The organism is Burkholderia sp. Ax-1719 (assembly GCF_011753055.1).
Lineage (GTDB): Bacteria > Pseudomonadota > Gammaproteobacteria > Burkholderiales > Burkholderiaceae > Paraburkholderia.
On the sequence record NZ_VWWJ01000001.1, the window covers coordinates 157,870 to 182,375 of the forward strand.

Below are 24,506 nucleotides of genomic sequence, written 5' to 3' on the forward strand. Positions count from 1 at the left end.
CGCCGCCCGTGTGCGGCGGCCCGTTGCAAGGACAGCCCGACCTCAGGAACCGTCCATGTCCATCGAACTGCTCAAGGCCGCCGCACGAAGCGGCCTGCGCCGTCGCGCCGCCCACACATCGCTGGCGCTTGCCGTCTGCGCGCTCGCATCCAGCGCCTGGCAAAGCGCGCGCGCCGACGATACAACGCTGCCCAATATCCTCGTCACCGGCGATACCCAACATCTGCCGCAATCGTTCGACGGCCGTTACGCGAGCACGCAGGTGCTCACACGCGCGGATCTCGACCGCCTCTCGCCCGCCGATCCGGGCATCACGCAAGCGCTCGCGACGCTACCGGGCGTGACGGTTTCGCAAAGCGGCGGGGCCGGTGCGCTGGCCTCGGTGAGCATACGCGGCTCATCGTCGAATCAGGTGGCCGTATTTATCGACGGCATCCGCATCGGCTCCGCAACCACGGGGGCCGCCGAATGGGCCGACCTGCCGACGTCGGCATTCGATCGCGTCGAAGTGATCTCGGGCCCGGCTGCGGCCTCCTTCGGGGCGGATGCGATGGGCGGCGTGATCCAGCTCTTCACCCGCCATGCGTCGAACCAGCCGAACCAGACGACGGTGTCGTTCGGCGGCGGCTCCAACAAGACCTTCGACACGCAAGTTCGCACGTCGGGCACGGTGCCCTCGACAGGTCCGCTCGCGGCGCTGGGCGGCCTCACCTATTCGCTCGGCCTGCACGAATACAACACCGCGGGGATCGACGCCACGCAGCCTGGCGCCTACGGGCACGAAGATGGCCGCAATCCTTACCATGCGCAGGACGTGGATGCGCGCCTGGGTTATGCGCGCGGAAACTGGTCGATCTCGACATTCATGCTCTATCACCGCTCCGATCTGTCCTATGACAATCTGGGCGGCGACGATCGCCAACTCGATCATCAGTTGACGACGGGTATCGCATTCCACCTCGACATCACGCCGACCACGCAGTTCGATCAATCGGTTGGTTATGCGAATGATCGCCAGTTCCTGTATGCGAATGATCCCACGATTGCTACCGATGAAATCGATTCGACGCGCCTGAGCACGTCGACGTCGATCACGCATCAGGAAACGGGGCATTCGCTGTTTGGGCTGCCGCTTTCCGGTGAGACCAAGCTGGCGTATGACTTCACGCGCGAACAGGCATTTCTGCCCGTGGATATCCCCAGTGGCGTGCCTACGCGCAATGATTCCGCCTTTTCGCTGCATCAGGCGGCCACGCTTGGCGATGTGACGCTGTTCCTCGCGGGGCGGCACGAAATTGTGCAGGGGCAGGCGGTGAATACCGGCAACGCTGCGCTTTCGTGGGCGATTACGCCGGTGTATACCGCGCGCGTTTCTTATGGCAATGCGTTCCGGTTGCCGACGTTCGATGATCTCTATTACCCGGGATTTTCGAATCCGGATTTGCTGCCCGAGCGTAGCGATACGGTTGAGGCGGCGGTCGATGCCAGTACGACGTTTGGTACGTTTACTGCGGCGATCTACGATACGCGTGTGCATAACCTGATCGCTTATGTTGCGCCCGACTATTCGCCTGTGAATGTGGGACGTGCGCATATTCAAGGTGTTGAGCTTTCGTATAAGGGGTCGATTGGGAAGACGACGCCGGTTAGCGCTTCGGTGAGCTTTTTGAATCCGCAGGATGTGACGGATCAGACGTGGCTGAATCGGCGGCCGCGTCAGACCGCCAGTTTGAGTGTTGATCACTCATGGGATGAGCTGCATTTGCATGCGTTGAGTACGGGGGCTTCGCTGCTGTATAACGGCTCGACGTTTGATGATCAGGCTAATCTGGTTTATCTGCCTTCGTTTTTTACTGTGAGTTTGAGGGCGGCTTATCAGGTGAATTCGCGTCTGGTTTTGTCGGCTTCGGTGGCGAATCTTTTTAATCGGCAGTATGTGACGGCTTATGGGTATAACTCGTTGGGGCGGACGGTGTTTGGGAAGGTGAGTTATACGTTTTGAGGGTTTGGTGTTTTTGGTTTGGGGCGTTTCCTTGTTTTCTTGTCGGTCTATTAGCGTTGCCCCTGTGCGGGGCGGCACCCCCTTTTCTTTGCCGCGGCAAAGAAAAGGGGGGAAAAGAAAGCCGCTCACACCGCCAGTGCTTCGCCGTACACCTACAGCCTATAAAACAAAGTGGCGCCCGGGCAGCGCCCGCATCACTGACCTGATAACAGAGTGGTGACGCCCGCACATCCGGGGGCGCAAGCGCCCCGTGGGGCATAACGCAAACCGAAGGTTTGCGCTTTCCCTCGCAGACCCAACCGTTGCAAGCGCAGCGAGCAACGGGATGTATGAGTCCTTTGTCACTTCGTTTTACCGCGCGTGGTGCGAACAATGTCCAGTTACCACTCTGTTGGTGGGCTAGTGGTGGACGGCGTCAGATTAGCGGTGTGAGCGGCTTTCTTTTGCCTACTTTTCTTTGCCGCGGCAAAGAAAAGTAGGTGCCGCCCCGCACAGGGGCAACGCTAGCAAACCGACACCAACTCAAGAAAACACCCCCAAAAAACAACCAGATTTAAAAGTGCCAGACTCACAAAAACCACAGTTCTGCACCATACTCTAGAGACGCTTCCCACCGAGGACCCCACCATGTCACTCCGCATCAACGACACCGCCCCGAACTTCAAGGCGCACACGACGCAGGGCACGATCGACTTCCACGACTGGATCGGCGACCAATGGGCCATCCTGTTCTCGCACCCCAAAGACTTCACCCCCGTCTGCACCACAGAACTCGGCTACATGGCGAAGATCGAGCCTGAGTTCACGCGCCGCAACGCCAAACTGATCGGCCTGTCCGTCGACCCTGTCGAAGACCACGCAAAATGGGCCGCCGATATCGAAGAAACCCAGGGCGCAGCCGTCAAATATCCGATGATCGGCGACACCGACCTCGCCGTCGCCAAGCTCTACAACATGCTGCCCGCCGATGCCGGCGAGTCCAGCGAAGGACGCACCGCCGCAACCAACGCCACGGTCCGCTCCGTGTTCATCATCGGCCCCGACAAAAAGATCAAGCTGATGCTCACCTACCCGATGACCACCGGGCGCAATTTCGATGAAATCCTGCGCGTGCTCGATTCGATGCAATTGACGGCGCAATACAAGGTCGCCACACCGGTCAACTGGAAACAAGGCGACGACGTCATCATCACGCCCGCCGTGAGCAACGAGGAAGCCGAAAAGTCCTTCCCCGGCTTCAAGACCATCAAGCCTTATCTGCGCACGACACGTCAGCCAGGCTGACGTCGCATTGGCGCACCCCGACGCCTGAACGACGCAGAGGCCGCGATGATTTGTCGCCAGCTGTTCGACCCGGTTTCGTCGACGTACACCTATCTGCTCGGCGACGCCGCCAGCGGCGAGGCGCTCCTCATCGATCCGGTCTACGAGCAGGTGCCGCGCGACCTCTCGCTCGTACAGGAATTGGGACTCAAGCTGGTCGCGACACTCGACACTCATGTCCACGCCGATCACGTCACCGGCGCCTGGCGGCTGCGCGAGCGCAGCGGTAGCGAAATCGCGCTCGCCGCCGTCGTGGGCGCTGAAGGCGTCAGTCGTGCGTTGCAACACGGCGATCGTGTGACGTTCGGCAAGCGTCATCTGGAGGTGCGCGCGACGCCGGGTCATACCAGCGGCTGCCTCACCTACGTGCTGGACGATCGCAGCATGGCCTTCACGGGCGACAGTCTGCTGATACGCGGCTGCGGTCGCACGGATTTTCAGGGCGGCAGTCCGGAGCAGTTGTTTGCCTCGGTGCGTGAGCAGATCCTCACGTTGCCCGACGATTGTCTGCTTTATCCGGCGCACGATTATCGCGGCATCACGGTCACGAGCGTGGCCGAAGAGCGGCGCTTCAATCCCCGTCTGGGCGGCGATGTCGATATCGGCGATTTCGCGGGTTATATGAACAATCTGAATCTGCCGCATCCCAAACTGATGGCGGTGGCGGTGCCCGCGAATCTGCGCTGCGGCAAGCCCGAAGGCGACGCACCCGTGCACGAGACGCCTGAATGGGCGCCGCTTACGCTGCGCTTTAGCGGCGTCTGGGAAATCGAGCCGATGGCGCTGCTGGAGCACGGACACGAATGGCAGGTCGTCGATGTGCGCGAGGCGGCGGAGTTCATCGATTGTCTCGGGCATCTACCCGATGCGAAGCTCGTGCCGCTTTCGCAACTGATGGGACGCATCGATGAACTCGACCGCGAGCGGCCCGTTGTGGCGGTGTGCCGTTCGGGCGTGAGGTCGGCGCAGGCGAGCGTGCTGCTTGGCAAGGCCGGATTTGCGCAGGTGGCGAATCTTGCGGGCGGGATGCTGCGGTGGCGGGCAGAGGGGTTGCCGGTGGCCGCGGGTGGTGGCGCGTAGCGTCGCCGCCTGGTTTGCGAGTGCGGCGACGCTGGCTTATGGCGAGGTTATTCGTCGTTACGACGTTCGTCTAGCCAGGGGCGAATATTGACGCGGCCGTCGACAAGACCAAGTGCGTCCTTGTTGAGGGTCCAATGCGCGCCATTGCCTGGGGCGTCGTAGCAGCGCACGAGCACGTTGAGATCCTGCAGGATCGCCGCGAGCTTGCTGGTATTCGGTGCATTGTTGCCACCGGCATCCACATACGCCACACCCAGTCCCATCTGCTCGATGCCAGCCGGAACGTTGACCGCATTGTTCGCGAGCGGAAATGGATCTGCCCCAAAATGGACGTAAAGCCTGGTTAGCGTCCGATTGATAAGGTCGTCGTTAAATCGCAGGGGCCCATTGGTCGCAATCCCGCGATCGTCGATCCGGTACTGGAAGGGATTACCGTGTTTCGGTGTATAGCATTCGGTCCAAGCACCATCATCGCCATCCTGCGGGTTCGGAGCAGGCAGCGCAGCGTTATTCGCACCGCTGCCGTCCCCCGACTCTTTGCGACCGAGGTCATAGCCAATCATAAACAACGCTGCCTCAAGCGCGCGTAGCCTGTCGGCTTTGGCTTCGATCTTTGCGAAACCGCTATTTCCGCCATCCAGCTTCTCGACGATTGCGGCAAGCACCCAACTCGCGAATAGATTCCATTTCGCGTGCTGTGCACCCGATCTGAGTCTCAAGAAGTCGAAATTGTTCACGCGCGGATCGCGCATGGGTGGATTGTCTGCATTCGGCGCGGCGTTTGGCGGCGCCCAGGGGAATTGCAATCCAGCGGGCACGGCTTCAAGGCCGGCCTCGCGGCAGAATCTCACGACTGCCAGACCAAGCGCAGCGGCTACACGCGAGTCGTAAATCACAAACCGTTTGCAGGCAAGCGAATACACCTTGCTCATGCCCGAGGTAAACCGCAAATCCGCAGCCATCAGTCCCGGATACGCACTATCGTTGGCGTCGAGTGCGTCCCGTATTGCGGCGATCAACGCGGCAAGACCCAATTTATTGGCCGTGAGCCAGGTCAAGTTGCCCGGCCCCACGCCTCCCCAGATCACAATCGCACAAGCGGCCGCGCAAACGCGATTATCATCGCCCGCTGCCAGCGCGCTGATCAATTCCGCGCGCAGCGCGGCAAGCGCCGCAGCATTCGATTCGAACGTATCGCCTCGCGGCACGCCAAGCGACGGGACACCGCTATGGCGCCACTGGTATTTTTCGTATGCGTTAAAGATGCTCGTACACGTCCATCGCTGACCTGTCCTTCGCATCGTATAACCATGCGCAAACGTTTCATCATCCAGTTTCGCGCTCATCCACTCGATAAACTGCGCAACGAATTTATCTTTAACGTAATCGTCTTTTGTCATCGCCTCGGCCCCGGAGCTTTATTCACGGTGTTATTCATTGCGTCGCGCATCCAATTCCGTCACGCACGACGGCAAGCATTATTCCACTCAATTCGGCCAAACGCTGTCCCAATCCGCCAGGCGTTACTCAAACCGCATTGGGACATCGTTTGGCCGAATCAAGGTGGATGCTTGCGCCATTCCGAATCGACCGAGGAAATGGAATGGATACGAAAGCAATTCAGAAAGCCGCCCAGTTGATCTACCAGGCCGATGCCCTAATCATCGCCGCGGGCGCAGGCATGAGCGTGGATTCCGGGTTGCCCGACTTTCGCGGCTCGCACGGCCTGTGGACCACGCTTTTGCCCGCGGGCATGCACGAGCGCGATCTGCACGCATGGACGCAAGGCCGCTGCTTCGAGGCCGATCCCACGCAAGCGTGGCGCTTCTACGGCGAAGCCCTGCGCGTCTGCGAAAAGGCCGTTCCGCACGCCGGTCACGGGTTGCTGCTCGACTGGGCCCAGAGCAAGCCTCACGGCGCCTTCGTCTATACGAGCAATGTCGACGGGCATTTTGAAGCAGCGGGCTTCGCGCCCGAACGGATCGTCGAATGCCATGGCTCGATCCGCCATTTCCAGTGCGCGCGGCCCTGCTCGCCCGATATCTGGCCGGCCACGCCCATCTCGGCCACGCCGTGGCTTCCGCGCTGCCGTCGTTGCGGCGCGCTGGCCCGGCCGAATTTTCTGCTGTTTTCCGACCCGGCATGGGTCGTGGCGCGCACCAACGCGCAACGGTTGCGCATGGAGATGTGGCGCGCCGGACCCCGCAAGCCGGTCGTGATCGAGATTGGTGCGGGACTGGCGCTGCCCGGCGTGCGCATGTTTGCGCAAAGCCTGCGTCTGCCGCTTGTTCGCGTCAACACCGATGCCGCCGACATCCACGGTGCAGCCACCGTCGCGCTTCATGGCCGTGCGCTCGACGTGCTTCACGACATCGACCATGAACTCGCGAGGGTCCACACGCAATGAAACAAACTTCGCTACACTCGTGCGCCCGATTCAACGCGCGAGCCGTCATGGAGCTTAGAGAGGTCCTGCTTTCCGCACTGCCCTTTGTCGATCATGCGGCTAATGCGAGCGAAAAGGCAGAAAAAGGCATCCGGTTTTCCCGGATTCGCGAGATCGTCAATGCACGTATGGACGAGCCGCCGCATGAGCGCACGATTCGTCGCCATCTCAGCGATATGACCGGCTACGTCGATAAGGTCGGCGGCACGCGGGCCTCGCGCTGGTTCAAGACCGTCGACACCGACATGTTGAGCACCCAGGATCACCTCGACACGAATCTCGCGATCGCGGTGCTGTCGCTCGATCGCAGCCCTTATCAGAGTCTGCCTTCGGCCGTGATGGCCGGGCTGGAGCCTGCCTTCAAACGCGCGCGCGCAAGGCTTAGTCTGGCTCACGAAGGCACACTTGCCCGCGCGGGCGTCGACTGGAAGGGCAAGATCGTGCGCATGGACGGCACCCAGCCGCTCATCTTTCCGCTTATCGATGCCGACGTGTATCGTCAGGTTTCCGATGCCCTGCTGCACGATCGCCAGCTCAGCTTCGACTATCAGAAGCCGGAGGACGAGACAACCGGCAGCAAGCGTTACGAAGCCCGTTCGCCACTCGGCATCGTGAATCGGGCGGGCGTGTTCTATCTCGTCGTGAACTGGCCAGAAACCGGCGAAAAGCGGCTATTCCGCCTGGACCGCATCAAGCGTGCTCAAGTGCTTCCCCACGCCGCCGAACGCGACGCGAGTTTCAATCTCGATGCCTACGTGCGAACCGAGCAAGCCTTGCACTTCTTCCCCGAAGCCGAGGTGCAACTGAAACTTCGCATCCACGCCAGCAGTGCGCCGCACGAACGCAGCGCCGCCCAGCACATGCTCAACGAGTTCATGCTGCACACGGATCAGAAAATCAAGTGGGCATCCGATAGGCGCTCCTTCGAGCTGACGGCCACCGTCAAGCCCTCAGTCATGCTGCGCCGTTTCCTGCACAGTCAAAGCGATTCGATCGAGGTGCTCGAACCCGCAAGCCTGCGCGAGGAATTCGCCGCACGCGCCCGCCTGATGGCCGCGCGTTACGGCAATGCGCCTGAATGAGCGGCGGCTTTCACCAGAACTGCGGCAACGCCGTCCCACCCGGCCTGACGGCCGTCTTGCGGCGGCGTCTGAGCTTCACCGGCGCGCGCGCAATATCGCCCCAGGTTTGCGCGGCCAGGCGCACGGCGCAATCGAACGATTCGTCTTCCACGGTATGGCAATCGTCGATGGTGATCTGCCAGCCGCGCCGCGTGCGTTCGCAGCGCACGCGGTCGTCTTCCATCAGATCGCTATACCAGCGCCAGACGCGCGCGTCATCGATGTTCGCGTTGACGGCCGCATTGAGCCGCGCCATTTCAATGCTCTGCATTGGCGTAAGGAGTTGCGTCGGTAATTGCGTGCTCACAGTATTCCCCTGTTGATAAGCGCGTTCGTTGTTTCCATTCACAGGTGTCATGCGTCGCGTTTCACCACGCGAGTTTCGCTTCGACGCCGACATAGTCGGCGTTGCGCGCACCCAGCGCCCGCAGCGAATCGCCCACTTCGAAATGCACGGCTTCCAGCGCCAGCGCCACGTTGTCGTTGACGATCCAGTCGGCGCGCACCTGTGCGTACATGCCGGTCCAGAGATCGCCCTTGCCCGCCGTGCCGGGCACCGTCGCCATGCCCTGTCCGTAGACGGCATCCTGCGTCGTGTCGCGCCACTGGAAACCCAGCGCTGTCATCAGCGTGAGCTTTGGCGTGAGCCTGAACGTCAGCGACGGCTTCACGTGAATCAGGTTGCTGTAACCCGTATAGCCCGCCAGCGTGAAGTAATAGCCGTTCGGAAAGAGCGGATTGAACGTCCCCACGTGACCATCGCCGGGATGATGATCGCCCGACGCGCCATCGACCTGCACGCCCACGCGCGGCGTGCCCGGCAACGAGGCGAACGTGTAGCCGCCCAGCGCGCCGAACGCCCAGGCGCCAACAGAGTCTGCGCCTACGTGGCCGGTCTGCGCCATCGCTTCGACGTCCCAGTCGAACGGTGCGCTCTTGCCCGCGTAGCGCGCATCGAATACATCGCGGCGTTCATTGCCGCTCGCATCCAGAAAGCGCGCGTTATCGCGCTCGTAGCGCGACCAGTACGCGGACAGATCACCGGGCCCCACGCTCGCGCGCTCCACGCGCACGCCGCTGAACTTCAGGTGTGTGTTCGAGACATCGTCGAAAGTATCGACATCGCGATACTGCACCGGCTGCGTGAGATAGCCGATGAAGCGCCATTTGCCGATCTCGTAGTCGGCCCACAGCGCGTCAAAGGCCTGACGCACGTTCGGGCCATCGCGCACGGAAACAAAGCGCTGCAAGTCGAACGCCATTTCCTGACGCCCCACGCGCGCCTTGAACGTGCCGGGGCCGACGCCATACACGAACGCCACAAAAGCCTGCTCGATATCGAGCGGATTCTTGTCCACCGGCGATACCGAGTCCTTGCCGAACGGCCGCGCATCCTCCAGCTGGAAAAACGCCTGCACGTGCTCGCCGAAGCGCGCATCGGCATGCACTTCGGCGCGCTGGATCACCCAGCTATCGGGCTTCGATCCCCCCAGTCCAAACAACGGCGTGTTGTTGAGTTCGAAGCGCTCGCGCAGATTCGCGCCCAGCGAGAGATACCAGGTGGGATCGCTCGACAGCGGAATGTATTTGAGGCGATCCAGCGGTTTGCGCGGCACGCAGGGATTCGCGAGCGCGCCCCAGTCTTCCTGCCAGCGGTTGAAGCTGGGGATCGGGCGCTTTGCGTCGCAAGCGGCCTCGGTGGCGCCACTTGCTGATGTTTCAGCGCGAGCCGCGCCAGCGTGCAGCAGCGCGCCTGCCACGAGGGCAAACGCGGCCTGGCGCGTCGTCTGTTTCATCGGCGACGAAAGGCAAAATCGAAAGCGAGGGCGAAGGCGCATACCGCTGTTCTCTTCACTCACTTCGCGGGCGACTTCGCCAGTTGATGAAGCTCCGCGACGTAGCCGCCCGGGAACTCCGCCATGGCCGTGCGGCCTTCGGCGTTTTGCGCGGGCGCGACCAGCACCTTCACGCCAGCGGCCTGCGCCTTTTCGAGCGTCGCGTCCAGATCGGCCACGCGGTAGCCCGTCGTTTCGCGTCCATACGGGTACGGCAGCTTGCCGTCGGTCACGAACACCAGCATGTTGCCGAACGCCGATTCGATGCGCACGCGGCGGATCGTTTCGCCGCTCTTGCCGATTTCCGCGCCATCGGCATGGCGGTTATCCGACACCACCTTGCCATGCGAGAAGCGCACGAAACGATGCACGAAATTCGATGCTTCGTACTTCGATACATACACGCGATTGTCGGGCACCATTTCGAGCGGTGCATAGGACGGCGCTTTCGTGTGCCAGTAAAGCTGCATCGTGAGGCCGCCCGGCCACTGGATCAGCGCGTCCTTGCCGATCGGGTCGTCGAACGGCTCGACGATCACATCGGCGCCCGCTGCGCGCGCGGCGTGCACGGCCTTGTCGATATCGGTCACCAGATAGCCGGTGCGCTCGTTGCCGAACGGGTACGGCACCGGCGTTTCGAACGCGAACACGGAGAGCATGCCCACCGGCGTTTGCACGTACTGCGAAGCGGTTTTGCTCGGCGTCGGCGTGACCGTGAAGACGGCGCGCGGCGAGGCCTTGCCGCCGAAGGTAGCGAGGAAGCTGTTGACGAAGGCGTCGATATCGGCGCTTGCAACGTAGACATGCGTCGTGTCGTATTGCGGGCCCACGGCGACGGCGGGCGTTTGCGCGACGGCAGCCGGATATTGCGAATCGTCGGCGAAGGCCGGGGCGGCGTTGAAGGCCAGACCCAAAGCCGCAAAGGCGACGATCGATGCGGCCGTCATGGCGCGCAGGGGACGATTCAGGCTAAAGAGAGACACGTGTTGCTCCTGATGAAATGAATAAGGATTTACTGAACGGTGCCTGCCGCGCTGCCGTCGCTGGCGCGGCAGGCAAAGACGGCAATCGCACTAAGTAAGGCAAGCGGCACGATCAGCGCCCAGAACGAGGCGGCCAGCCAGCCTGTCGCGCCCAGGCTCGCGCCCACGCCGAAGGCGGCCACTGGCGGCAGCGTGCGGGTCAGCCGCTCGCGCACTTCACGGCGATCGACATGCGTGCTGCGCGCCAGCAGATCGAATACGTCGATCACGGCCTGCGTGACATTGCCGGTCATGACGGTATTGGCCACCACGCTGCGTGCGGTCAGACGCGGATGCGCGTTCTGCACGCCCATCGCGGCCGCGCCCAGCAGGCCGCAGGCGATTGTGAGCGGCGCATCGGCGTTCGTGATCGGCGCGGCGACAAGGCCCACGATCATGAAAGCGGCCAGCAGCACGATCTGCATCAAATAGAGCGCCCCCACGCGAACGGCATGGGCTTGCGCGTGCAACTTGTCTGCGAGCACACGGGCGCCGACGATGCCCAGTACAAAGGCGGGAAACGCCAGCCATTTGATCAGCAGGCCGCCGCTCACCCCCGCGATGCCCGAACCGATCATGATGAAGTTGCCGGTCACGTGCGCGGTGAACAGGCCGAACAACGCGACAAAGCCTAGCGTATCGACAAAACCCGCCACGAAAGCGAGCACGGTGTTCTCGCCGCGCATCGGGTCGAGTACGGCCTTGCTCCGTGCAAGCGTCGCGCTCATGGCTTGCTGCTCGTCGAATCGGCGTGGTCGACTGACGCGCTTAACACATCGCGCTGCACCGGCGCGCTTTGCGTCTGTGCCTGCGGTGCGCTCCAGTGCGCCTGCACGAACGGAATCGCATGCTCGCCGATCACGATGCCAAGCAGCCCGGCCAGCGCGATCAGCGGCGGCGCGGGCGACTGCACGCGCGAGAAGTAATAGAGCAGCCCGACCACGAGGCCCGCTCCGAGTGAAATGAGGTACGACATGTCGACCGCTCCTTGCTGCGCTCAAACGCGCGATTTCAGAAAGTCCGCCAGCGCGTTCAGGCCGATTGGCTCACACGCCGATGGGTCCGGCGGGCGGCGCGCAGCGCGCATTGCCACGTCAGGCGATAACGCCCCGCGCCGCCAATCGCGACCGTGCCGAACAAGATCAGCAGCATCCACGCAAACTGACCTTGCTCGAGCGTCCAGTCAGGATGCACCAGCAACAGCGCGACCGCAGTGACCACGAGAATCGGCAGCGCGGCAAGGCGTGTGAAGACGCCGAGCATCATCAGCACCGGGCACACCACCTCCGCGAAGATCGCAAAGGACAGCGTAAAGGCGCTGCCCAGGTGCAACGGATCTTCGATCACGCCGAGTTGCGCACGCACGTGCAACGCCTTCGGCAAGCCGTGCACGAACAGCACGAGCAGGCTGGCGCTCACGCGCAGGAACAGCAGCGCAATATCGGCGCTCTCGAAACGTTTCATCACTGACCTCGGCTTGACTTGCAACTCGACTTAAAACGCGAAACAGCTACAGCCCAGCGCGCCCCAGAACGCATTCGCGTCCCCGGCCGGCACGTTGCTGCGCCACGCCCAGCCGTGTGCATGCTTGTGTACGCCGCACAGATTCACGCAGGCATCGCTGCAGGACTGCGCCAGCGTGGCGTTCGATGCGTTCGCCGTGTTCGTCACTACGGGCTTGTAGCGCGCATAGCCGCCAAATTCCGCCACCGGCGACCACGACGGGCTCACCGGCAGGGCGGGCGGACCGTATGAGGTGAATTCCTCGTCGGCGTAGACCACGCGGCCGTTCACCACCGTCAGCACCGAGTTCAGATGCTTGATGGCGTCTTCGTCGATCGTGAAGAAGTCGTCGCTGAGTACCGCGAAGTCGGCGTACTGGCCCGGCACGAGCGCGCCCTTCTTCGTCTCGTCGTTCGAGAACCAGGCGCTGCCCACGGTGTAGCGGCGCAGGGCTTCCATACGCTCCAGACGATCGCGCTGCGCATACATCTGCGTGCCGCCCACGGTGCGTCCCGAAACCAGCCAGTAAAGCGAGACGAACGGGTTGTAGCTCGCCACCCGCGTGGCATCCGTGCCCGCCCCCACCGGCAGTCCCGCTTCGAGCATCTGGCGCACCGGCGGCGTACGCGCGGCGGCTTCCGCGCCGTAACGCGAGATAAAGTATTCGCCCTGAAACGCCATGCGATGCTGCACGGCGATGCCGCCGCCCAGCGCGGCGATGCGCTCGATATTGCGTTGCGAAATCGTCTCGCAGTGGTCGAAGAACCAGCGCAGGCCGTTGAACGGCGTGTCGCTGTTCACGCGCTCGAACACGTTGAGGAAGCGGTCGATCGATTCGTCGTAGGTCGCGTGCAGACGCCACGGCCAGCGGTTTTGCACCAGCAGGCGCACGACGTCTTCCAGTTCCTGCTCCATGCCGTCCGGCAGATCGGGGCGCGGCTCCAGGAAGTCCTCGAAGTCGGCGGCCGAGAACACCAGCATCTCGCCCGCACCGTTGACCTTGAGGAAATCGTCGCCGTCGCCCGGACGCGTGCTCTTCACCCATTTCGCGAAGTCTTCGATCTCGCGCTTCGCGTTCTGCGTGAACAGGTTGTAGGCGATGCGCACGGTCAGCTGATCGTTCTTCGCCAGGTCCATGATGACTTCATAGTCGTCCGGATAAGCCTGGTAACCGCCGCCCGCGTCGATGGCGCTCGTCACGCCCAGGCGGTTCAGTTCGCGCATGAACTGGCGCGAGGAATTCTTTTGATCCTCCAGCGCGAGCTTGGGACCCTTCGCGAGCGTTGCGTAAAGCAAGCCCGCGTTCGGGCGCGCGATCAGCATGCCGGTGGGATTGCCACGCTTGTCGCGCTGGATTTCGCCGCCCGGCGGGTTCGGCGTATCGCGGTCGTAGCCCGCCGCGCGCAGCGCCGCGGCATTGAGCAGCGCGCTGTCGTACAGGTGCAGGATGAAGACCGGCGTATCGGGCGCAATCGCGTTGATTTCTTCGAGCGTCGGACCGCGCTTTTCCTCGAACTGGAATTCGTTCCAGCCGCCCACCACGCGCACCCATTGCGGCGCGGGCGTGCGCGCAACCTGTTCGCGCAGCATCTGCAGCGCGTCTCGCAGCGACGGCACGCCGTCCCAGCGCAGTTCCATGTTGAAGTTCAGGCCGCCGCGGATCACGTGCAGGTGCGAGTCGTTGAGACCCGGAATCACGGTGCGGCCATTCAGATCGATACGGCGTGCGTCGTCGCGCGCCCATTGCATGACGTCGCGGTCGTTGCCGCTCGCGACGACCTTGCCATCGGCAACGGCCAGCGCGGTCGAGAACGAGCGGCGCTCGTCCTGGGTGGCGATCTTGCCGTTGTAGATCACCAGGTCGGCGATGCGGCGAGGTTGATCAAGGGCGCTCATCGACGCTCTCCTGTTTAGTGCTGGATTCAGTGCGAACTGCTTGCGGGAGGTGTGGCGCGCGGTGCCGGACGTGACGCCGCGCGCCGTGTGCGAGGCCATGGCGCGTTGTCAGGCTGCACGCGCCATGTGCGGGTCTTGCGGCTTAGCCCGCTTCGCTCGCGTGTTCGCCGAGGATCTGCTTCGCGTAACGCACGCCGATGCCGTAGGCGCTGTGCGCCTTGAAGATGTCCATGCAGCCTTCGTAGGTCTCGCCACGCGCCCAGTCGCGTTGCAGTTCGCACATGAACTGCAGCGAGTTCATCGGCACCGCGCCGGCCTGGACGATGCGCTGCACGGCGCGCTCGTGCGCTTCTTCCGTGATGTCGCCGCAAGCGTCGGTCGGCACGTAGATTTCGAAGCCTTCGGCCAGCATCTGGATGGTCGGGAAGGTGACGCATACTTCGGTCCACAGACCGGCGATCACGATCTTCTTGCGGCCCGTGGCCTTGATCGCATCGCGGAAGCCCTTGTCTTCCCACGAGTTCATCGAGGTGCGGTCGATCGGCTTCACGTTGGGGAACACGGCCTGAACTTCGGGCAACAGGTGACCGCTGAACGAATCGGCGGCGATGGTCGTGAGGACCGTCGGCACCTTGAAGAGCTTCGCGGCCTTGGCGAGAATCTGCACGTTGTGCAGGACGGTGGTGCGCTCGTGCGAGTGCGTGCCGAAGAACATCTGCGGCTGGTGGTCGATCAGCGCGAGCGCGCAGGTGTCGGGGGTCAGCAGTTCAAATGCCATGTCAAACTCCGTTCAGGTGTCGGGGGTGAATCGGGTGGCGTCCGCGCGTTCGTTGAATCGGTGTTTTGCCTGATTCCAATGACCGCGCGATCTGGGTCACAGATTAGAGATCGCCCGTCTTAAAGTCCTGTCGAAAACCTGAAGAGTTATGAATGGGATTTAAATCCGCACGTTCGTTTGCATCAATGGAAAAGCCGCCCGATATCGCTATCGGGCGGCTTTGATTCAGGCCTTGTGCGCGCTTTCAGCGCGCGGCCATTACGCCTTCAGAAACGCCAGCAGATCCTGATTGACCTGATCGACGTGCGTGCTGCACATGCCGTGCGGCGCGCCCGCGTAGACCTTGAGCGTAGCGTTTTTGACGATCTTCGCCGAGAGCTTCGCCGAATCGTCGATCGGCACGATCTGGTCGTCGTCACCGTGCAGGATCAGCGTGGGCACGCTGATCTTTTTAAGGTCTTCGGTGTAATCGACTTCCGAGAATTGCTTGATGCACTCGTACTGGCCTTTGATCGAACCGGCCATGCCCTGACGCCAGAAGTCCTGCACCAGACCTTGCGAGACCTTGGCGTTGGGGCGGTTGAAGCCGTAGAACGGCGTGGCGAGATCCAGATAGAACTGCGAACGGTTGGCGGCCACCCCCGCGCGGATGCCGTCGAACACCGACATCGGCAGGCCATTCGGGTTCGCTTCGGTCTTCACCATGATCGGCGGCACCGCGCCGATCAGCACGGCCTTGGCCACGCGCTTTTCGCCATGACGGCCGATGTAGTGCGCGACTTCGCCGCCGCCGGTCGAGTGACCCACGAGCATCGCGCCCTTCACGTCGAGTGCGTCGAGCACCGTGGCGAGATCGTCTGCGTAGGTATCCATATCATTGCCCTCGGACGGCTGACCCGAGCGGCCGTGGCCACGGCGATCATGCGCAATCACGCGATAGCCCTGGTTCACGAGGAACAGCATCTGCGCGTCCCACGCGTCGGCGGACAGCGGCCAGCCGTGCGAGAACACCACCGGCGTGCCCGTGCCCCAGTCCTTGAAATAGATCGGCGTGCCGTCCTTCGCATTGACGAAGCCGCCACCGTGATGATGACCCGTGCCGTGCGCGTGGGCCGTGCCCGCCGCGCCTGCGGCCGTTGCGGCGCTGGCGCTCAGGCTCGACATGGCGGCAACGGCGCCGGCCACGCCAGCGCTCGCGGAAAGCAGACGGCGGCGCGTGGCCGAAGCGGGGGTCGGGTGGATCTGTTGCGTGGTCATGCGGGTTTTTCTCCGTCGAACGTGGTAGCTGCGTGGTTATCGATAGCGATGCGAACGAATCCGCATGCCTGACGGCAGCTTAACGACGACAGAAACGGAAGTCCTTATCGAAACCTGAAGAATCCTGAAAGGCGATGAAGCCGCGTTGTCTGATTTCAATTTATGCGGCAAATGCCAGCGACGCGCTCTTTTCTCGCGGCGAGGGATGAAGGACAGAGAAGGCGTCCAGGTCCTGCGCATCGGCCGCATTCTCGCGTTCCAGCCAGCGTGTCTCGTCCGCTTGAGCCAGCTTGTCGAGCGCGAACGCGCGGGTCACGCGCGGCAGGCGATAGCGCATCGCCGCCGTCATCGCATGCGGCTCGGCCAGCAGCAGCGATTTCGACACCAGCCCGCTCAATCCTTCAATCACGAGATCCGCGTCGAACAGGGCGCAGGCTGCGAGTTCCGTCGCGGCATCGAGTTCGAACGCGCCTTCGAACACCGCGATACGGCGCAACACCGTCTGCTCGATCGCATCGAGCCGCGCATGACTCCATTCGAGCGTCGCACCCAGCGTGCGCTGCCGCGCCGGCACGCCGCGCAGGCCATTGGGCAAGACGAGCAACTGGGTATCGAGTTGCGCGAGCAGCGGCCCCACGCCGATCAAGGCGGCGCGCCGTGCGGCCAGTTCCAGCGCGAGCGGCAAGCCATCCAGCAGGCGGCACAGCGCCGCGACCATCTCCAGCGGCGGCGTGGCCAGCGGGTTGCCGGTCTCGCCCGCGCACGCATGACGCAAAAAGAGCTGCACGGCCGGACTCGCACGCAGGCGCGCTTCGCTCGCGTCCTGCGGCGGCAGCGCCAGTGGCGCGACGCGATAGACACGCTCCCCGGCGATACGCAGCGGCTCGCGGCTCGTCGCCACCACACGCGCATGCGGATACGCGGCGCTCAGCGCATGGCAATAAGCTGCGGCTTCGTCGATTGCGCACTCGCAGCCGTCGACGACGAAGATCGTGTGACGCGCGGCGGCGGCCTGATCGAAGGTCGGCAGATGCGGCACGGCGTGCGGCGCGCAGTGGGCGATTTCCGCGCAAAAGTCGATATAGCGGATGCCTGCCCCGGTGCCCGCGCTGCGCGCGTAGGCCAGTTCGCACGCCAGCGCGCTCTTGCCCACGCCGCCCGCGCCTGCGAGCGTCAGCAGGGTTTCGGCGTCGAGCAGCGCGAGCAGTTCGGCGAGCTGATCTTCGCGGCCGATCAGCGGCATGCGGGGCACCGCGCCCGGCCAAAATTCGCCGCGCGGCGCGGAGGCGGGAGCGAGAGCAGAAGCGCAGGCGGCTGCAAGTGCCGGCGCAGACGCGGCGGCCTTCGCCGGTACGCGCGCCTCAGGCGCCGCCAGCCGGTAGCCGCGGCCCGCCACGGTGCGAATCCAGCCGTGCTTGCCGCCCAGCAGCTTGCGCAGCGCGGAGATATGCACCTGGATGTTGTTGTCGATGACGATGGTGTTCGGCCATACGGCGTCGAGGATGGCGTCCTTCGAGACGATCCTGCCGTCAGCCTCGATCAGGAGCGCGAGAATATCGAATGCGCGCGCGCTCAGCGGCCAGGGCTTGCCGTCCAGATAGAGTTCGCGGCTCGCCAGCGACACTGTCACCCGGTCGAACTGGTGCATGGTTTCCTCGTCATCTTCTCCCCTTTTTGTCTGAATTTCGTCTGATCGCCAGATCGCGGAATCGCTATATCGTGCGGCTCGCCGCGCGAAGCACGAGGAACCGCGCCGCGCCGTTGCGCCGCTGTCCTGACGCAGGCGAACCGTGTCGTCAAGCGAATCGTAGGGCGTCCCAGCGACGAGTTCCATCATCCATAGGTGTGGCCGCGATACCGGTAACAACCGCGAAGCGGAGCGCTCCGGCGCGCTGCGCCGTGGCCCACCGACGCATTTAAGTGCTTCTCCCGCGTAGTGCGGGCGCGATTAATACCAAAGTATGAGTGGCGCACCGATCTGAATAGAGTCTTTTGCCTGGAAGAATAGAGGCGCGAATATCGGCGATTAAATCCGATGATTAATTCCGACAATTAATCGGCCATTCACCACACGCCTCACCCGGAAATATGACATGCCCTATACTTCCAGTCCGACGGCGCCGGCTTGCCGCGCCGGTATCGACGCTCCCGGAGATAGTGCCCGTGACCACCGAGACCCGCTCCCCGCGCGCCAACTCCCCACGCGACGGCTTCGGCTGCGCGCTCGAACGGCTCGCGCTGAGCCAGCAGCTCGACGCGGGCGAGCTGAATCTGCACCGCAAACACGCGCGCGAGCGCATCTTCGGCCAGGTCGAGACACAGGCCGAGGATCGCGGCTTTCTCGTCGGCGTCTCGCTGCAAGGCGGCCATCGGCGGCGCATCATGCGCGGCGGAGCCGCCAGCGCCCATGACTTCGGCGAGCATGCGCTTTATGTGCGCGATTTCGACGACAACTATCGCGCCGATCTGTCCGGCTCGTTCGACTTCGTGCTGGTGGAAGTGCCGCGCGCCTGGCTGGAGCGCATGGGCGCGGATGCCTCGCGCCATCGCGTGACCGGTCTTGCGCGCGTCGTCGGCCAGCGCGACGACGTTTTTGGCCATCTCTCACGCGCGCTCTTGCCCGCCTTCGAGCACCCTGAAACGCACAGCCCGCTCTTTCTCGAACAGATTGGCCTCGCCATGGGGCAGCATCTGGTCACGCACTACGGCGGCGTGAGTGCGCGCTCATCACTGCGGCGCGCGACGCTGTCGCGCTGGCAGGAGACCCGTGCCAAGGAACTGCTGCTCGAAGGCGCGGGCGCGAACGCTGGCTCCTCGGTTGAGGCCATCGCCGCCGAATGCCGCCTTTCGTCCAGCTATTTCATCCGCGCATTTCGCGGCTCAACGGGCTACACGCCTTATCAGTGGCAACTCTCGCAACGCATCGCCCAGGCGCAGGGCATGCTCGCGCATAGCACGCTCACACTCGTCGAAATCGCCAATGCCTGCGGCTTTTCCGACCAGACGCACTTCACGCGCATGTTCTCCAAGGCGGTGGGCACCGCGCCCGGCACCTGGCGACGGCAGAACGCAACGATGAACCTCGGCTCGGCCAGCGCCGAAGAGCCGCTGCACCATTTTCGCCAAAACGGTTCAATAAGCGACAAGACACCGGGTTAACGCCACGCTAGGATGCCTTCACGCGCGTCGTCCCATTCATGCGCGCGCATCCGGAACCCAAACGTGAACCCGCAGTCCAGCATCGACGCCCCTACTCCCCGCGACACGCCGATGGTCTATATCGTCGACGACGACGCGTCCGTCAACGAAGCGCTCTGCATGCTGGTGCGCTCGGTGGGACTGGGTGCGCGCGGCTTTTTCAATGCGCAGGCATTTCTCGACTTTGTGCGCGACGACGAGCCTTGTTGTCTCGTGCTCGACGTGCGTCTGCGCGGCAATAGCGGCCTCACGCTGCAGGACACGCTCAACGCCATGCGCGACCCGATTCCGGTGATCGTCATTACCGGCCACGGCGATGTGCCGATGAGCGTGCGCGTGATGAAGGCCGGCGCAACCGACTTCCTCACCAAGCCGTTTCGGGATCAGGATTTTCTGGATGCGATTGCGGTGTCGCTCGAACGCGACCGCGCTCGGCGCGCGGCGAACCGCGCCAATCACGACGTGGCGACGCGTTTCGAGTCGATGTCGCAACGCGAGCGCGAGGTGATGGCGCTCGCGGCCTCGGGGAGGATGAACAAGCAGATCGCCGATGAACTCGGCATCAGCGAAGTCACTGTGAAGATCCATCGCGGCAGTGCGATGCGCAAGATGCAGGCGCGCTCGTTCGCGGAACTGGTGATACTCGCGCACCGCCTGGGCATTGCGCAGACGCAAGGCAGTGAATGCGCGAGCGAGCGCGTCGTTTAGCGCCTGAATCTAGCGCTTGAATGGGTTGTTCTAAACCAGCCGCGCTTCCAGAAACGCCAGCAATGCGCGCACCTTGCTCGAATGCCGCCGGTTGGGCAGCCAGGCCGCGTACACCACTGCGTCGCCGCCTTGGGCCGTGACGCGATAGTCCGCAAAAAGACGTTCCAGCTTCGCATTCGTCACTTCTTCCCGCACGAGCCAGGCGGGCAGCAATGCCACACCCTGCCCCGCGCGCACCGCTTCGTGCAGCATATCGACGTTGTTCGTCACCAGCCGCCCGCGCACATTCACGACTTCGGTTGAGTCGTCCGCCGTATCCGGTGCGTCCGCCCTTGCGAAAGTCCACGCCTGACGCGCGCGATAACCGCCCGCATAGCTGATGCGCGCGCATTCGTGTTCCGCGAGATCGGCGGGCGTGGCGGGCTTGCCCGCACGCGCGAGGTAATCGGCGCTTGCCACCAGCCAGCGCGGGTTCTCCTGCAGCGTGCGCACGATCAGGTTCGGGTCGCGCGCCGGCGCGCCGATGCGCACTGCGACATCGATGCGTTCCAGCGCGAGATCGACGAAATGGTCCGCCACCAGCACGTCGAGCGCGACGCGCGGATGCTCGCGCACAAACGCCGCCAGATGCGGCCCGAGCACGGCCCGGCAATACGCCGACGGCACGGTGATGCGCAGCGCGCCCGCCGGGGCGGCGCCGCGGTCCAGCACGCTTTCGTCGGCTTCGCTCAACTCGTCGAGCAGGCGCGAGACCTGTTCGACGTAGGCCGCGCCCGCGTCGGTGAGACTCACGCGGCGGGGCGTGCGCGTGAGCAGTGCCGCGCCAAGCGACGCTTCGAGGCTGTCCATCAGCCGCATCACCGACGAGGTCGCCACGCCAAGCCGTCGCGCGGCTTTGGCGAAGCCGCCGCTGTCGGCGACTTCCAGCAGCGTAGTGAGAGCGAGCAGTTTATCCATGCGCGCCATTATGCCCGCGCGCCGCGGGCGGCCTGTGCGGGCGTGCTCCGAAACGCCCATCCAGTTCTTTTAAGGTCGGGCTTAAGGATTTTTAAGCCACGCCCTGTCACGATTTCTCTTATTGCGCGTCGCGCAACGTGAGCTTGCGTGGCGGACGTATTCCGGCCTCTCTGACGCGCGCCTAAGCTTTGCGCTGTCTTGCCTCATCGTTCAAGGAGACTGGAATGTCTACACCCTCGCGCAGCATGAGTCGCGGAGCGCAGGCCGCTCCGCTCACTTCAGGCCTCATCGCGCTGTTCGCTTTCAGCTGCGGCGCGATCGTCGCCAACCTCTATTACGCGCAGCCGATCACTGAGCTGATTGCACCGTCGCTGCATCTGTCGAACGGCGCGGCCAGCCTGATCGTCTCGCTCACGCAGATCGGCTATGCGCTCGGCCTGTTCTTTATCGTGCCGCTTGGCGACCTGCTCGAAAACCGCAAGCTGATGATCGTCACGGCGCTGGTCTCGATCGCGAGTCTGGCCGCCGCTGCCGTCACGCACGGCGCGGGCGCGTTCCTCGCGCTGTCGCTACTGATCGGCTTCAGTTCGGTGGCGGTGCAGATTCTCGTGCCGCTCGCCGCGCATCTCGCACCCGATCATTCGCGCGGACGCGTCGTCGGCACCATCATGGGCGGCCTGCTGCTCGGCATTTTGCTGGCGCGGCCACTCTCCAGCGTGGTAGCAGGCTGCTTCGGCTGGCGCGTGGTGTTCGGCGCGGCCGCCGTGCTGATGACGCTGGTGACCGGCGTGCTCGCTTTCACCATCCCGCGCCGCCAGCCCGAGCATCGCGCGACGTATTTCGCGCTGATCGGCTCGCTGCTGCATCTCGTGCGGACCATGCCGGTGCTGCGTCATCGCGCGCTCTATCAGGGCTTGATGTTCGCCTCGTTCAGCCTGTTCTGGACCGCCGTGCCGATCGAACTGACGCGTCACTACGGTCTCTCACAAGGCGGCATCGGCCTGTTCGCCCTCGTGGGCGCGATTGGCGCCACTTCCGCGCCGATGGCAGGCCGTCTCGCCGATGCCGGGCATTCGGTGCGCGCGACCATGATCGCTCTGGTGGTGGGCGCGCTGTCCTATGCGACCACGCTCGTGCAGCACGCCACCGGCCTCGCCGGGCTCGTCGCGACGGGCGTGCTGCTCGACTTCGCGGTGCAGATGAACATGGTGCTGGGCCAGCGCGAGATCTACGCACTGCATGCCGCGAGCCGCAACCGCCTCAACGCGCTCTATATGACGAGCATTTTCGTCGGCGGCGCAATCGGTTCGGCAATGGCGAGCGTGCTTTACGAGCACGGCGGCTGGCCGCTGGTCGCGGGCGTCGCTGCTGCGTTCCCGCTGATCGCGTTCGCGCATTTTCTGATCGTCGGCGGCCCGCATGCAGTGAAGCATGCACAAGGCCTGGCGTCGTAACGCCGGTCGCGCTGGCCGTCGCCATTTTCCGTTTCCCCACGTTTGCACAAGGAACGCTTCATGTCCGCACTTTCGTCTGACTTCCCTTCGCCGAAGGTGCGGTCATGATCCGCAAACGCTGGCTGATCGGCGCGACGGCCGTGGCTGTCGTGGGCCTCGCCGCCGTCGCCGCCATCCTGTACGAACCGGCCATCGCACCGCAAGCGCCGCCCGCGCCCCCGGCCTTCAGCACGCAGCTGAAACTCGAAGGCGCCCGCGTGGTGGCGCTGGGCGATTGCGTCGTGTGTCACACGAAGTCGGGCGGCCATCCGTTTGCGGGCGGCCTGCCGCTCGCCACGCCGTTCGGCACGATCTACGCGACCAATATCACGCCCGATGTGCAGACCGGCATTGGCGCGTGGTCGCAGGAAGCTTTCGCACGCGCCTTGCGTCATGGCATTGCGCGGGACGGCCATCAGCTCTATCCGGCGTTTCCGTATGTGCATTTCACGCGCATGTCCGATCACGACATCGCAGCGGCTTACGCGTATCTGATGAGCCGCGAACCGGTCAACCAGACCACGCCGCCCAATGCGCTGATCTTCCCGCTCAATTTCCGGCCACTGGTGGCGTTCTGGAATGTGCTGTTTTTGCGGCCCGGGCCGCGCGATGCGGTTACGGCCGGAATGTCGGCGCACGAGGCGCAATGGCGTCGCGGCAAACAGCTCGTCGATGGCCTCGGCCACTGCGCGTCCTGCCATTCGCCGCTCAACGCAATCGGCGGTGAAAAGCTCGGCCATGCGTTCGACGGCGGTATCGTCGACGGCTGGGAAGCGCCCGCGCTCAACGCGCTGGGCGAGGCCGCGAAGCCGTGGACCCAGGCGCAACTCGCCACGTATCTGCGCACCGGCCGCGCCTCCGAACACGGTGCGGCGGCAGGCCCCATGTTGCCAGTCACACGCGATCTGGCCACCGTCCCGCCCGAGGACGTAGACGCCATCGCGGCCTACATTCTGTCGATTCAAAAAGCGCCGCGCGACACGAACGAATCCCGCGCATCACACACGCCCGGCGAGGCGCAACAACGCGGCGCCGTGCTGTTCGCCGCTTCCTGCGCGCAATGCCACGGCCCCGCCGCGCCGATGCAGTCGATCGGCCTGCGCCCGACGCTCGCCGACAGCACCGCCGTCAACGCGACGACGCCGCGCAACGCCATCCAGATGATGCTGAACGGCATCGGCTGGCATGGCGAAGACGCCATGAACTACATGCCCGCCTTCGCCGCGATCTACGACGACCGCCAGATCGCCGATCTGGCCGCGTATCTGCGCGGCGCGTACACAACGAAAACCCCGTGGCCCGACGCCCAGGCACTGGCCGCCCAGCTCAGAAAACAGGACAGCGCACGATGACCACGACGCTCAACGTGAACGGCCACGAACACATCCTCGATATCGATCCGTCGACGCCGCTGCTCTACGCGCTGCGCAACGACCTCCATCTGCACGGCGCGAAGTTCGGCTGTGGACTCGGCCAATGCGGCGCCTGCACGGTGCTGGTGGACGGCAAGCCCACGTTTTCCTGCCTCGTGCCCGTGAGCGCCATCGGCATCAGGCCGGTACGCACGATCGAAAGCCTCGGCAGCGCGCAGCAGCCCGGCGCGCTCCAGCGCGCGTTCATCAAGCATCAGGCGGCGCAATGCGGCTACTGCATCGCCGGCATGATCATGCGCGCGCAGGCGCTGCTCGACCGCAATCCGCATCCCAGCGAAGCCGACCTGCGCGAGCATATGGAGCCCAATCTCTGCCGCTGCGGCACGCATATGCGCATTCTTGCGGCGGTGCGCGAAGTGGCCGGGCTGCCCGACACACGTTCCGAAACGTTGCGCTCGCAACCGCTTGTAGCATCGGCCAGCGTGGAGGCGCACGCAAAATGAGCCATTCCGAT

The 24,506-nt window shown here is 63.8% G+C and carries 22 protein-coding genes; 10 read left to right on the top strand and 12 right to left on the bottom strand.

The genetic code is table 11. The annotated features are described in order from the left end of the window. Positions 1-55: 55 nt before the first annotated feature. The 3 genes from F3J17_RS00690 (at position 56) to F3J17_RS00700 (ending at position 4,405) form a co-directional block, all read left to right on the top strand. Positions 56-2,002 (top strand): TonB-dependent receptor, encoded by a 1,947-nt coding sequence (locus F3J17_RS00690; RefSeq protein WP_167052830.1) that lies wholly within the window; start codon positions 56-58, stop codon positions 2,000-2,002. Between the two features lie 627 nt (positions 2,003-2,629). Next, complete coding sequence (locus F3J17_RS00695) at positions 2,630-3,286, top strand: peroxiredoxin (RefSeq protein ID WP_167052833.1); 657 nt, start codon at positions 2,630-2,632, stop codon at positions 3,284-3,286. 45 nt (positions 3,287-3,331) lie between these two features. Continuing rightward, a complete protein-coding gene (locus F3J17_RS00700) occupies positions 3,332-4,405 on the top strand; it encodes an MBL fold metallo-hydrolase (RefSeq protein WP_167052835.1) in 1,074 nt (357 codons plus the stop codon). A 47-nt stretch (positions 4,406-4,452) separates the two neighbouring features. Here the strand turns inward: F3J17_RS00700 and F3J17_RS35975 are convergent, their stop codons facing one another. Further along, on the bottom strand, positions 4,453-5,805 hold the full coding sequence (locus F3J17_RS35975; protein WP_205194575.1) for a hypothetical protein: 1,353 nt from the start codon (positions 5,803-5,805) through the stop codon (positions 4,453-4,455). A 203-nt stretch (positions 5,806-6,008) separates the two neighbouring features. Here F3J17_RS35975 and F3J17_RS00710 point away from each other — a divergent pair, with 203 nt between their 5' ends. Together F3J17_RS00710 and F3J17_RS00715 are read left to right on the top strand one after the other, a co-directional pair. Further along, complete coding sequence (locus F3J17_RS00710) at positions 6,009-6,812, top strand: Sir2 family NAD-dependent protein deacetylase (protein WP_167052837.1); 804 nt, start codon at positions 6,009-6,011, stop codon at positions 6,810-6,812. A 47-nt stretch (positions 6,813-6,859) separates the two neighbouring features. Continuing rightward, positions 6,860-7,933 carry a WYL domain-containing protein gene (locus F3J17_RS00715; RefSeq protein WP_167052839.1) on the top strand — a complete coding sequence of 358 codons (1,074 nt, stop codon included), beginning with the start codon at positions 6,860-6,862 and terminating at the stop codon, positions 7,931-7,933. Positions 7,934-7,943: 10 nt separating this feature from the next. Here the strand turns inward: F3J17_RS00715 and F3J17_RS00720 are convergent, their stop codons facing one another. The 10 genes from F3J17_RS00720 to F3J17_RS00765 all read right to left on the bottom strand — a co-directional run bounded on the left by F3J17_RS00720 (position 7,944) and on the right by F3J17_RS00765 (position 17,911). After that, positions 7,944-8,279 carry a hypothetical protein gene (locus F3J17_RS00720; RefSeq protein ID WP_345891103.1) on the bottom strand — a complete coding sequence of 112 codons (336 nt, stop codon included), beginning with the start codon at positions 8,277-8,279 and terminating at the stop codon, positions 7,944-7,946. 61 nt (positions 8,280-8,340) lie between these two features. Beyond that, on the bottom strand, positions 8,341-9,768 hold the full coding sequence (locus F3J17_RS00725; RefSeq protein WP_167052841.1) for an alginate export family protein: 1,428 nt from the start codon (positions 9,766-9,768) through the stop codon (positions 8,341-8,343). A gap of 59 nt (positions 9,769-9,827) precedes the next feature. Beyond that, positions 9,828-10,754 carry a glyoxalase gene (locus F3J17_RS00730; protein ID WP_167054367.1) on the bottom strand — a complete coding sequence of 309 codons (927 nt, stop codon included), beginning with the start codon at positions 10,752-10,754 and terminating at the stop codon, positions 9,828-9,830. 65 nt (positions 10,755-10,819) lie between these two features. Next, a complete protein-coding gene (locus tag F3J17_RS00735; RefSeq protein ID WP_240160709.1) occupies positions 10,820-11,557 on the bottom strand; it encodes a YoaK family protein in 738 nt (245 codons plus the stop codon). Beyond that, positions 11,554-11,805 (bottom strand): DUF1427 family protein, encoded by a 252-nt coding sequence (locus F3J17_RS00740; RefSeq protein ID WP_167052843.1) that lies wholly within the window; start codon positions 11,803-11,805, stop codon positions 11,554-11,556. The genes F3J17_RS00735 and F3J17_RS00740 overlap by 4 nt, the downstream gene beginning before the upstream one ends. A gap of 56 nt (positions 11,806-11,861) precedes the next feature. After that, entirely contained in the window at positions 11,862-12,293 is a 432-nt protein-coding gene (locus F3J17_RS00745; protein WP_167052845.1) for a DoxX family protein, read from the bottom strand. Positions 12,294-12,323: 30 nt separating this feature from the next. Then, positions 12,324-14,228 carry an amidohydrolase gene (locus F3J17_RS00750; protein WP_167052847.1) on the bottom strand — a complete coding sequence of 635 codons (1,905 nt, stop codon included), beginning with the start codon at positions 14,226-14,228 and terminating at the stop codon, positions 12,324-12,326. Positions 14,229-14,370: 142 nt separating this feature from the next. Next, positions 14,371-15,006, bottom strand: a complete 636-nt coding sequence (locus tag F3J17_RS00755; RefSeq protein ID WP_167052849.1) for a hydrolase — start codon at positions 15,004-15,006, stop codon at positions 14,371-14,373. Between the two features lie 258 nt (positions 15,007-15,264). Next, positions 15,265-16,263 (bottom strand): alpha/beta hydrolase, encoded by a 999-nt coding sequence (locus tag F3J17_RS00760; RefSeq protein WP_167052851.1) that lies wholly within the window; start codon positions 16,261-16,263, stop codon positions 15,265-15,267. Between the two features lie 160 nt (positions 16,264-16,423). Further along, on the bottom strand, positions 16,424-17,911 hold the full coding sequence (locus tag F3J17_RS00765; RefSeq protein WP_167052853.1) for a winged helix-turn-helix domain-containing protein: 1,488 nt from the start codon (positions 17,909-17,911) through the stop codon (positions 16,424-16,426). A gap of 515 nt (positions 17,912-18,426) precedes the next feature. Here F3J17_RS00765 and F3J17_RS36530 point away from each other — a divergent pair. Beyond that, positions 18,427-19,422: an AraC family transcriptional regulator gene (locus tag F3J17_RS36530; RefSeq protein WP_167052855.1), complete on the top strand. Its 996-nt coding sequence runs from the start codon at positions 18,427-18,429 to the stop codon at positions 19,420-19,422. Between the two features lie 63 nt (positions 19,423-19,485). Beyond that, the gene (locus F3J17_RS00775) at positions 19,486-20,169 is read left to right on the top strand and encodes a response regulator (protein ID WP_345891104.1); all 684 of its coding nucleotides are present in this window, start codon (positions 19,486-19,488) and stop codon (positions 20,167-20,169) included. A gap of 30 nt (positions 20,170-20,199) precedes the next feature. Here F3J17_RS00775 and F3J17_RS00780 read toward each other — a convergent pair whose 3' ends face one another. After that, on the bottom strand, positions 20,200-21,126 hold the full coding sequence (locus F3J17_RS00780; protein WP_167052858.1) for a LysR family transcriptional regulator: 927 nt from the start codon (positions 21,124-21,126) through the stop codon (positions 20,200-20,202). 224 nt (positions 21,127-21,350) lie between these two features. Here F3J17_RS00780 and F3J17_RS00785 point away from each other — a divergent pair, with 224 nt between their 5' ends. The 3 genes from F3J17_RS00785 to F3J17_RS00795 all read left to right on the top strand — a co-directional run bounded on the left by F3J17_RS00785 (position 21,351) and on the right by F3J17_RS00795 (position 24,495). Continuing rightward, positions 21,351-22,580 (top strand): MFS transporter, encoded by a 1,230-nt coding sequence (locus F3J17_RS00785; protein WP_167052860.1) that lies wholly within the window; start codon positions 21,351-21,353, stop codon positions 22,578-22,580. Between the two features lie 104 nt (positions 22,581-22,684). Further along, positions 22,685-23,971 carry a c-type cytochrome gene (locus tag F3J17_RS00790; protein ID WP_167052862.1) on the top strand — a complete coding sequence of 429 codons (1,287 nt, stop codon included), beginning with the start codon at positions 22,685-22,687 and terminating at the stop codon, positions 23,969-23,971. Beyond that, positions 23,968-24,495, top strand: coding sequence for a (2Fe-2S)-binding protein (locus F3J17_RS00795; protein ID WP_167052864.1), 528 nt, complete (start codon positions 23,968-23,970; stop codon positions 24,493-24,495). Before F3J17_RS00790 ends, F3J17_RS00795 begins: the two co-directional genes overlap by 4 nt. The last annotated feature ends 11 nt before the right edge of the window (positions 24,496-24,506 follow it).